The 10,142-nt window shown below is 44.2% G+C and carries 10 protein-coding genes; 6 read left to right on the top strand and 4 right to left on the bottom strand.

Annotated features, from left to right (window positions below; genetic code table 11):
- Positions 1 to 138: 138 nt before the first annotated feature.
- The 3 genes from ACFSYC_RS19495 to ACFSYC_RS19485 form a co-directional block, all read right to left on the bottom strand.
- Positions 139 to 813, bottom strand: a complete 675-nt coding sequence (locus ACFSYC_RS19495; protein WP_377130545.1) for a metal-dependent hydrolase — start codon at positions 811 to 813, stop codon at positions 139 to 141.
- Positions 814 to 898: 85 nt separating this feature from the next.
- The gene (locus tag ACFSYC_RS19490; protein WP_377130543.1) at positions 899 to 1,204 is read right to left on the bottom strand and encodes a YbaB/EbfC family nucleoid-associated protein; all 306 of its coding nucleotides are present in this window, start codon (positions 1,202 to 1,204) and stop codon (positions 899 to 901) included.
- Between the two features lie 140 nt (positions 1,205 to 1,344).
- Positions 1,345 to 2,562, bottom strand: coding sequence for a serine hydrolase domain-containing protein (locus ACFSYC_RS19485; protein WP_377130542.1), 1,218 nt, complete (start codon positions 2,560 to 2,562; stop codon positions 1,345 to 1,347).
- Positions 2,563 to 2,703: 141 nt separating this feature from the next.
- On the opposite strand from ACFSYC_RS19485, the gene ACFSYC_RS19480 reads away from it, so the two are divergent.
- From ACFSYC_RS19480 to ACFSYC_RS19465, 4 genes are all read left to right on the top strand, one after another.
- On the top strand, positions 2,704 to 3,747 hold the full coding sequence (locus ACFSYC_RS19480; RefSeq protein WP_377130541.1) for a tetratricopeptide repeat protein: 1,044 nt from the start codon (positions 2,704 to 2,706) through the stop codon (positions 3,745 to 3,747).
- A gap of 1 nt (position 3,748) precedes the next feature.
- Positions 3,749 to 4,627 (top strand): tetratricopeptide repeat protein, encoded by an 879-nt coding sequence (locus tag ACFSYC_RS19475; protein ID WP_377130540.1) that lies wholly within the window; start codon positions 3,749 to 3,751, stop codon positions 4,625 to 4,627.
- Positions 4,628 to 4,730: 103 nt separating this feature from the next.
- The gene (locus ACFSYC_RS19470) at positions 4,731 to 6,452 is read left to right on the top strand and encodes a PQQ-dependent sugar dehydrogenase (RefSeq protein WP_377130539.1); all 1,722 of its coding nucleotides are present in this window, start codon (positions 4,731 to 4,733) and stop codon (positions 6,450 to 6,452) included.
- Positions 6,453 to 6,567: 115 nt separating this feature from the next.
- On the top strand, positions 6,568 to 7,338 hold the full coding sequence (locus tag ACFSYC_RS19465) for a 3-keto-disaccharide hydrolase (protein ID WP_377130538.1): 771 nt from the start codon (positions 6,568 to 6,570) through the stop codon (positions 7,336 to 7,338).
- Positions 7,339 to 7,394: 56 nt separating this feature from the next.
- Here the strand turns inward: ACFSYC_RS19465 and ACFSYC_RS19460 are convergent, their stop codons facing one another.
- Positions 7,395 to 8,144, bottom strand: a complete 750-nt coding sequence (locus tag ACFSYC_RS19460) for a YdcF family protein (protein ID WP_377130537.1) — start codon at positions 8,142 to 8,144, stop codon at positions 7,395 to 7,397.
- A 71-nt stretch (positions 8,145 to 8,215) separates the two neighbouring features.
- Between ACFSYC_RS19460 and ACFSYC_RS19455 the strand changes: the two genes are divergently transcribed.
- Together ACFSYC_RS19455 and ACFSYC_RS19450 are read left to right on the top strand one after the other, a co-directional pair.
- Positions 8,216 to 9,337, top strand: coding sequence for an XdhC family protein (locus tag ACFSYC_RS19455; RefSeq protein ID WP_377130536.1), 1,122 nt, complete (start codon positions 8,216 to 8,218; stop codon positions 9,335 to 9,337).
- 3 nt (positions 9,338 to 9,340) lie between these two features.
- On the top strand, positions 9,341 to 9,925 hold the full coding sequence (locus ACFSYC_RS19450; RefSeq protein ID WP_377130534.1) for a nucleotidyltransferase family protein: 585 nt from the start codon (positions 9,341 to 9,343) through the stop codon (positions 9,923 to 9,925).
- The last annotated feature ends 217 nt before the right edge of the window (positions 9,926 to 10,142 follow it).

Below are 10,142 nucleotides of genomic sequence, written 5' to 3'. Positions count from 1 at the left end.
AGTATCTTTCTTTTGACACTTTAAGATACAAAAAAGGCGTAGAAAAATTTCTTCTTCTACGCCTTTTTTCACTATTGGACTTTTTCAGTGCCCTCGAATATCCTGAAGGGCTTTTTTGTTTGTCATTATTTAAGAGGGTTACAGATCTATCGTCTCACCAATTGCAGGCAATTTAATATTGATACCGGCTTTGATAAACTTCTCGGTCACCTCGTCCTTACCAATAACAATCACCGGAAACGTATCATAATGTATACCGATAACGTTTTTGCAGTTAATAAAGTCGGTGGCCTTTATAGCATCATCAACGCCCATGGTATAATTATCGCCAATAGGCAGAAACGCCCAGTCAAGGTTTTCATCTTCCAGCAATTTCATATCATAGGTAAGGGCCGTATCGCCGGCAAAGTAGATTTTTTTACCCCCCGAATCCAACACAAACCCGGCCGGGTTACCACCGGGCGAACCATCGGGCAGGGTGCTTGAATGCACCGCGTTAACCATTTTTACACGGCCGAAATCAAAATTAAAACCGCCGCCAATATTCATGCCGTGGGCTTTTATACCCTGTTTACCCAACCAGTCGGCTATCTCGGCAATGCAGATAACCTTAGCGCCGCTGCTCTTCTGTATCGCAACAAGATCAGCAACATGGTCGCCATGCCCGTGAGACACCAGGATATAATCGGGTTGTAAACTGTGAATATCAATGTCCTTAGCCGCCGGATTTGGCGTTATAAAGGGATCGAACAAAAGCTTCATGCCCTCGGTTTCGATCATTATGGTTGATTGTCCGTAATAGGTAGTTTTCATTTTGCACCCTCTAAATCTGCCCCGGTATGGGAGATTTATTTAATTAGTTACTGTGTATTAAAAGGCCTCCGTCAAGAGGTGGGGCCTACTGCCCAAACATGCCACCTAAACCGCCAAACATATCTTTGGTGGCTGCAGACATTTCGCTTTGACTTACGTTGTCGGCTTGTTGCATGGCTTTGTTAATGGCCACTACTAATAGCTCTTCAATTTCTTCCTTGTCGGCATCTTTATAAAAATCAGCATCAATGGTTACAGATTGTACCGCTTTGTTGGCATTAGCCACCACAGTTATCTTGCCACCCTCGGCAGTGCCGGTTACGCTGATATTGTCCAGCCTTTTCTTAATATCGCCAGCCATTTGCTGGGCCTGCATTAGTTTGTCAAACATAGTCTTGATGTGCAGATATGCAAATGTGCGGATGTGCAAATGATTTGCATATCGCATTTTGCATATCTTATTACTTAATTTCTATTAAATCATTTATTCATCATCTGCACATCTGCATATCCACGCATCTGCACATCTGACTAATCCTCATTCGTATCCCCATTACCGGTATAGGCGCTTTTGCGCACTACCGGCATGCCGGTTATATTAAACAGATCGTCCAGTTTTAACAAACTGCCGTTTGATAAGTTTGTCAATAATACAATCACTACGTCGTGTTTCATATCGCGAAGGTATATATGCCTGAAACCGTGCCACCATCCCGTGTGGTAAACCACCTTTTGGCCCGGGGCCTCAAATATGCGCCAGCCATAACCATAATTAAAGTGACCTTTTATCCAGGGGTTACGCGCCACGTAGGCGGTATCCATAGTAGCCTGCTTTAATAGTTTGCCGGCACGTAAGGCGCGGTCAAATAGCCATAAGTCGCCAACTGTACTGTATATGCCCTTATCGCCAACGGGCCCGTCTAAAAAGTTTTGTACAACCGAGTAGCGCCAGCTACCGCGGTCGTGTCCCACAACATCAACCGGTATCTTATCGTAGGTAGCTTTAGAGTATACGTCGGTATGCGCCATGCCGGCAGGTTTAAAAACGTTCGCTTTCATAAACTGGGCATACGGCATTTTGGTCACTTTTTCAATGATAGATGCCAGCACCATGTAGTTAGAGTTGTTGTATAAAAACCTTTTATCCGGGACATTAAAGCGGGGCGGCTTGTATTGCGCTATCAAAGCCATAGCGTCGGCATTGCTCAAACCCACCTTTTGTACGCGATGCTCTTTGCGATAAACGCCATCAACAAAATAAACATAGTTCATCATGCCCGAGCGATGTGTAAGCAACAATTTTATGGTTACCCCTTCGTACGGGAAATCGGGGAAAAACTCGCGTACATCTTGTGTTAGTTTAATTTTACCCTGCTCAATCAGCATCATAATAGCGGTACCGGTCATGGTTTTGGTTACCGATGCCATTTCAAACCGGGAGTTTATTTTCAAGCTATCGCGATGCAGGTAGTCGGCCCAACCCAAAGCGTTTTGATAAATGATCTTGCCATTTTTAGCAACAAGTATGTTGCCGTTGAAGCCACGGGTTTTGTGCAGGTTTTTAATGAAGTCGTCTATTCGCCTATCGGCCTTTTTAGGGTTATAAGCCAGCAGAGCGGTTGTATCCAGGGGTTTTCTCTTTTCTTCATCATCTAGTAATCCTCCGGCTTTTTTCGGGTCAGATGAACATGAAGTTAGTACAAGTAGGGAAAGTGTAAAAGAGAGTAAGCATTGTTTCAATAAACTCATAGATGTAAAATACTGTCGGGGGTAAAATGAAATGCGAAAATTGCAAATTATAACTCCCCAACCTCAATTAAGTTTTAAACATTTCTATTGTTTTAGTTAATAACCTTAGTTACTTTTAGTTATTAACCTATCACACCAAAAATGATACGACCCAATTTTAAAATTCTGCTGACAATTGTACTGATATTTTGTACAGCAACCCTATTTGCACAGGGAATGAGTGCCCCGGTTGATGCTTTATTAAGAGAAGGTACCTCATTGCACGACGCCAAAAAATATGAGGAAGCCATTGCAAAATATGACGCAGCTTTAAAAATGGAACCTAACAACGCGCTGGTGATGTATGAAAAAGCGTTTTCGTTTTCTGCATCTGGCAAGAAAGATGACGCCCTGGCTCTACTTGAAAAGATGGTTACTGCTGATAAATCGCCACGTGTATTTGCGCTTTTAGCCAATATTTATGACGAGCGGAAAGAATTTGATAAGGCAGTAAGCTATTACAAACAAGGTATAGCGGTAGCCCCGAAAGACGGAAACCTGTGGTACAATTTGAGTATATCTTACATATTCCAGAAAAAATATGCAGAGGCTGATGCAGCAGCTACCGAGGCGATAAAGATAAATCAAAAGCATGCCAACAGTCAGCGTACCTATGCCATAGCCAATTACAACCAGGGCAGATACTTTAACTCGATATTGGCATGGTGTAATTTTTTGATTATGGAGCCACAAACGCCCCGATCTGTTGAAGCACTTAACTATATCAAACACATGTTGTATGCCAATGTAAACGGCAACAACATTAAAATGAGCGGCACTGACAAGTTGACCAATGTTCAACAACTGGCCGTATCCATGGCGGTTACCGCGGGCCTGATGGAAAGAAAAACTATAGCTGCGCAAAATGGTACAACCGTAACCGCATTAGATTCGCTCACGGCGGCATTGCCAGCCATTTTTCAAGTTGCAGCAGAGCAACAAGACCCAAAAAACACGGCCTTCTTTAATAAATACTACGCCAACTTTTTTGGCGATATGGCCAAGACAGAATATTTAGATGCGTTTTTCCGTTATATAACTTTAAGCGTTTTTAAGAACGATAACATTGCCTGGCTGAAAGAACATCAGGCCAACATAAATGCACTGGTAACATGGGTAAATACCAAAAAAAGAGAGACAGAATAAAATGCAGGCTAGAAGCTTAATTGTTACGTTATTATTTTCGATACTGTCGGTATCCTCAACATTCGCACAGGACACCGACGACCCGGCCACAAACTATAAAGCCGCGCTGGCTTTAAGCAATGAGGGTAAAGGCCTGGAGGGCGTACCGCTCCTGGAAAAAGTTTTAAAAACACAATCTAATTATACCAATGCAGCCTACAGTTTATTGGGCAGTATTTATGATAAAAGCAACCTGCCTGATAAGGCTATTACCGTATTTAAAGAGGGCCTGAAATCGTATCCTAAAGATCAAAACCTATATTTTAACTTGGGGATAGCCAATTTCCGCGCAAAAAAATATGCCGATGCCGAGCTGGCGGCTATCGAGGCGATAAAACTTGACCCTAAACATGCCAACAGCCAGCGCCTGTATGGCCTGGTTACCTTTCATCAAAATAAACGAATGAATGCCCTGCTGGCTTTTTGCAGTTTTTTATTGTTAGAGCCTAACGGCAGCCGTAGCGAAGAAGCTATAACTAATTTGCAAAGCATTTTGAAAGGCGGCGTTTTAAAGGCGAGCGGCGCCAATAAAAGCCCGGGTGCTGATGCGCGAGAAAACGCATTATTAAACGGCATTATCAATCAGGCCATCGCATCGTCAAAAACTAAAAACCTTAACGGCGCCGCACTGCTTGACTATCAGCTTAAAACTATATTTACTCAAGCCGGGCAGGCATCAGCAAAAAAAGCTGATAAGACCTTTTTTGATCAGTATTACGCCGCCTATTTTTATAAACTCGCGCAAAGCGGCAACACCCCGGCCATGGCTAAGCTTGTTACCGATAAAACCGTAGACACAAGCTTGAGTGCCTGGATAGCATCAACCGAAAGATCTTTTTAATGTCCCTCATGCATTAAATTTGATATTGATTATAATTTCCGGCATTGTTGGTTATCTTAGATTTTTCTAATAACCAAACAACCAATTCAATAATCTTTCCATCATGAGCTTTAATAAGCGCTTTATCCTGCTGCCGTTTTTTTGCTGCACGATAACTGTCGGCATTGCCCAACAAAAAAAACCGGCAAGCACCTATTCAGTAAATAAAACAGTTATAGCCCAAGGCGATGCTTTGTTTCAGAAAAACTGTTCGGACTGCCATAATTTTAAAACCCGAGGCATAGGGCCTGATCTATCAGGCGTTACAGCCGATGCAAGTTATGCTTACTTAAGTAAATTCATCAGCAACTCGCAAGCTCTGGTAAAAGCCGGCGATAAAAGGGCGGCCGCTATATTTGCGGAATACAAGGTGCCCATGCCATCGCATCCACAGTTAAAGCCGACAGATATTAACGCCATATTATCTTTCATCAACACTTATAAAAAGCAAGCCGAAGTATATGTAAACACGGCAGCATTAGGCATACCTGTCACCGACCCAATGCCGGCGAAAATTGCCAAATCGGGTTTAACTTTGAAATTACAGGAGTGGCTAACCGCGCCTAAAACATCAACCAAGAACCCGTCAACACGTATTACCCAAACCTTTGTTTTAAAGGGACCAAAAGGCAACCGTATGCTGATGCTGGAAATGCGCGGCAAACTTTATGAGATTAAAGACGGCCGGTTTAATACCATAATGGATATGGCGCAACTTAAACCCAATTTTATCCCTGAGCCCGGTTTAGCCAGCGGTTGGGGCAGTTTCGCGTTTCATCCGGAGTTTTATAAAAATGGTTTGTTGTACACCACACATACAGAGAAAAAGGGTTCTGCCCCGGCAGACTATACGTATGCTGATTCTATACCGGTAGCCCTGCAATGGGTAGTTAACGAGTGGAAAATAAATGACCCCAACGCAACAGTTTTTGACGCTACACCGCGCGAAATGCTCCGCGTTAATATGCCATCGCCTATACACGGCATGCAGCAAATTATATTTAACCCCCTAAGTAAGCCCGGCTCTGCCGACTACGGTTTGATTTACCTGGGCATAGGCGACGGTGGTTCGGCAGAGGCCAGGTACCCGCAGCTTTGCGATGCGCCGACGCAGATCAGGTCGTCAATCATCCGGATAGACCCGGCAGGGCGCAACAGTAAAAATGGCAAATACGGTATAGTTGCCGCCAATGCCTGGGCGAAGGATGCTGACCAAAATACGTTGGGCGAGGTATATGCCCGTGGTTTCCGTAACCCAAACAAAATTACCTGGGCAGCGGATGGCACCATGCTGGCATCAGACATTGGTTATACCATGGTGGAGGAGCTTAACATCGTTAAACCCGGCCTTGACTACGGCTGGCCGGAGCGCGAGGGTACTTTTGTACTCAACTTTGCGGGCAAGAAGAGCGCTATATACAATTTGCCCGCTCGTGATCATAAATATACCTATGCAGTAGCCCAGTATGACCATGACGAAGGAAATGCCATATCAGGCGGGTTTGTTTATGAAGGCAAGATTGCGCAGCTAAAAGGCAAATACATTTTTGGCGATATTGTTAAGGGGCGTATGTTTTATTTAGAGTATAAGGACCTTAAACTTGGCCAGCAGGCGCAAATCAAAGAGTTTGATTTGCAATTTAACGGCTTGCCCAACAAGTTTATCGACCTGGTTAAAAACCCTAAAGCAGATATGCGGTTGGATTTGGGTGAAAACAACACTATTTATATTTGGGCCAAAACAGACGGCAAAATATGGGAAGTAAAAGATTGTATTGCTAATTAAAATGCGCTACGATGCATTTAATATAATTGTAACTCATTATTTACCATTCAATTTTGCAAAAAACACTGCACGTTTAAAAAATGTTGTAGCTTTACCCTAACCATTTTAAATTAATATGAAAAAAATAGTTTTATTAAACGCTGTAGCAGCTCTTGCTATATCAGCAATGTTATTGTCTAGCTGCGGCGCTAAAAAAGAAAGCGCTACCACAGCTTCAACCCCGGCTGCTGATAATACATTAACCGAGAAAGAGAAAAAAGAAGGTTGGGTATTGATATTTAACGGTAAAGACCTTACTGGCTGGCACTCATGGAAGCGCGACACTGCTGCCAGAAACTGGATAGTTAAAGACGGCCAGATACAATATGACCGCGAGAATGACCGTGCTGGTGACGATTTGGTTACTAACGGCATTTACGAAAACTACGAATTGCAACTGCAATGGAGAATATCAAAAGGTGGCAACAGCGGTATCATCTTTAACATTCAGGAAGATAAAAAATACGGTGCTACTTATCAAACAGGTGCAGAAATGCAGGTGTTGGATAACATTGATGCTGAGGATAACAAAAAACAAAATCACTGGGCTGGCTGCCTATACGATATGATTGGCGATGCCACAGTATCAAAACCGGTAACCCCGGGCGAGTGGAACCAGGTTAGATTGATCCAAAACAAAGGTCAGTTAACTTTTTACTTAAACGGTATAAAAACTGTTGACGTTAAAATTGGTAGCCCTGAGTGGGAAAAAGCATTGGCTAGCAGTAAATTTAAAAGCCGTGGCTTTGAAGATTTCATGAAAGTTCAAAAAGGCAAGATCGCTATACAGAAACACCCTGGTTCAAGCGGCTGGAAAAACATGAAGGTCCGCGAGATCAAAAGCTAATTAAAAAGCTTCATTATATCAAAGCCGTCCTTAACGTTTAAGGACGGCTTTTTTTGTTAGCTTTTAATGTAATTAACAGCGTAACCCACTACCTCTTTGGTATAAGACTGCCAGGTGCTTAAGGTGCCCACTTCCGGCCAAAGGTCAGTCAAGTCAACTTTTAGGTCGTCGTAAAAATAATTACAGGCGTAGGGCACTACTTTTACACCTGCTTTTTCAAAAATCATTTGTGCACGGCGCATGTGAAAGGCGGATGTTACCAATAAATAGGGGGGCGGCAAGTGCTTTAGCTGCAGCAAAACTTTAGAGAAGCGGGCGTTCTCGATGGTATTCTTGGAGTTGTTCTCTACCAATATGATACTGTCCGGAACGCTAAATTGTAATAATTGCGTGCGCACCCATGCGGCCTCTCTAAATTTGCCGGGAATCAATTCACCCGAACCGCCGCTGATCAATATGTGCGATGCCTGTTTGCTTATCGCCAGTTTTGTACCCTGGATAAACCGATCGGCGGCTGTTGTAAAATGTCCGTCTCCACTGTCACCACCTGAAGAGAACCCGCCTAATACAATAACGCAACTGTACTTTGTGGTGTCAGCCGCAGGGTAAGGTTTGACATCCCAAAAAGATTGAAACGATTTTAAAAAAATAGGCGCCGAGAATATGTACAATACTACTAAACCTGCTATTATAAAGCGCTTTTTGTGTTTAGGGTTTCTGATGATCCATCCTGTCGCCAACAAGGCTATTACCCAGTAAACGGGCATCAGGGTAAAGAGCAGTAGCTTTGAAAATATAAAGTACATAAGGCGGGCATTTTGTGTTTAAAGATATTTATTTTATCCTGTAAGTAAATTACGATATTGGTATCACAGCGATGAAAGAGATAACAGACATTGTAAACGCTTTTGACGAAGCTATAAAGCAGGGTAAAAAAACCGCTCTTGCCACGGTAGTATCGGTAGAAGGCTCGGCTTACAGACGGGCAGGCGCGCGGATGCTTATTACCGAAGACGGCCAGCTTACGGGCGCCATAAGCGGCGGTTGCCTGGAAGGCGATGCCCTGCGCAAAGCCCGCCTGGTGATACTACAGCAGGAGCCATTGTTAGTTACTTACGACACCACCGACGACGATGACGCCAAACTGGGCGTGGGCCTTGGCTGTAACGGCATTATCCATATCCTGATTGAGCCCGTGTCTGATAAGCATGATCCTATCCGTTTGCTAAAGGTTATTGTGGCCTCAAAGCAGCCTGCGGTGCTGGTTACGTTGTTTTCTGTTGATGACCGTAAGGCGCGGCAGCCCGGCACTTGCTTAGGCTTGACTAATGATGGGGTAATGACTGCTAATACGATCTCATACCCATATGCCGGCCAGCTACTGGCTGACGCCAACGAGGTGTTAAACAACAAACGCTCAGAACACCCAACCTATACGGATGGCGTAATATACACCGCCTTTGTGGAGTACATCAAACCCACCATTGCATTAGTAGTGATAGGCGCCGGTAACGATGCCATACCACTCACCCGCATAGCTGCGGTACTGGGTTGGGATACTACCGTGATGGACGGCAGGCAGAATTACCTATTGGCCGAACGCTTCCCACAAGCTAACAGGCTTATAGTTGCCAGGCCGGAGGAGGTGCTGCAACACCTGCAAATAACGGAGTGGACAGCCTTTGTATTGATGACCCATAACTACAATTATGAACAAGCGTTGCTAGCTGAGTTGATACCTTTAGGCTTGCCCTACATTGGCGTGCTTGGCCCCCGTAAGAAGCTGGAGCGGATGCTTGACGAACTGCAAAGCACCGGCATGAGCATCAGTGATGAACAGCGCGGTAACCTGTATGGGCCCACCGGACTTGACATCGGATCGGAGGGGGCAGATGAGATTGCGCTGTCGATAGTAGCCGAGATCAAGGCGGTGCTGTCATCACGCAATGGGGCATCTTTAAAGTATAAACAAGAGTCCATTCACGCTACAGATCAATAAGTAATGACAGCGCTTATCATCCTTGCCGCCGGGGCATCAAGCAGGCTGGGCTTCCCTAAACAGACGCTCTTGTACAAGGGCAAAACGTTGCTTGAGCTGGCTATAGAGGCGGGCATCAAATCAAGGTGCCATGAGGTGATGGTGGTACTTGGCGCTAACGCGGATACCATTGAACCAGGCATCAAACAGTACAATATCAGCATCCTGCACAACCCTGATTGGGCTAATGGTATGGCATCATCTATCACAACGGCTATGACTGAGGTAATGCAAAACCCGGCTATTCGCAGTGTGGTTATCATGTTGTGCGACCAGCCCTTTGTAACCCGGACGCTGATAGACAGCCTGCTGTTTAAGCAACAGCAAACCGGCAAACACCTCATAGCTTGCACCTATAGCGATACGGTTGGCGTGCCCGCGCTGTTTACCCATCGTTTGTTTGAGCAACTGCTCCAATTACAAGGACAAGAGGGCGCCAAAAAACTCATCACCGACCATCCCGATCAGGTAGCAACTATCCCTTTTGAGAAAGGAGGCATTGATATTGACACCGTCGCCGACTACGAAGCGCTTATCGGCAACACATAATGTGTTTTTTACAAAATAAAGTGAAACAGCTGAAACAGCATTTTTGCTTTAAACCCTCATAATAAGAGCTTTACAAAATTAAGTGAAACAGTTTGAAACAGTAGCGTTGCTTTAAAGATACTGACCCGTCCTGAAAAAAGTTTACACTATTGGTTGTTAATACTGGTGTTAGTTTACACTTTAAAGTTAGTACTAAAATAGGTTTACACAATTACGG

It is taken from the genome of Mucilaginibacter antarcticus, assembly GCF_042686155.1.
Lineage (GTDB): Bacteria > Bacteroidota > Bacteroidia > Sphingobacteriales > Sphingobacteriaceae > Mucilaginibacter > Mucilaginibacter antarcticus.
The sequence above is the reverse complement of the archived record's forward strand: the minus strand, read 5'-3'. Positions and strand labels throughout refer to the sequence as shown.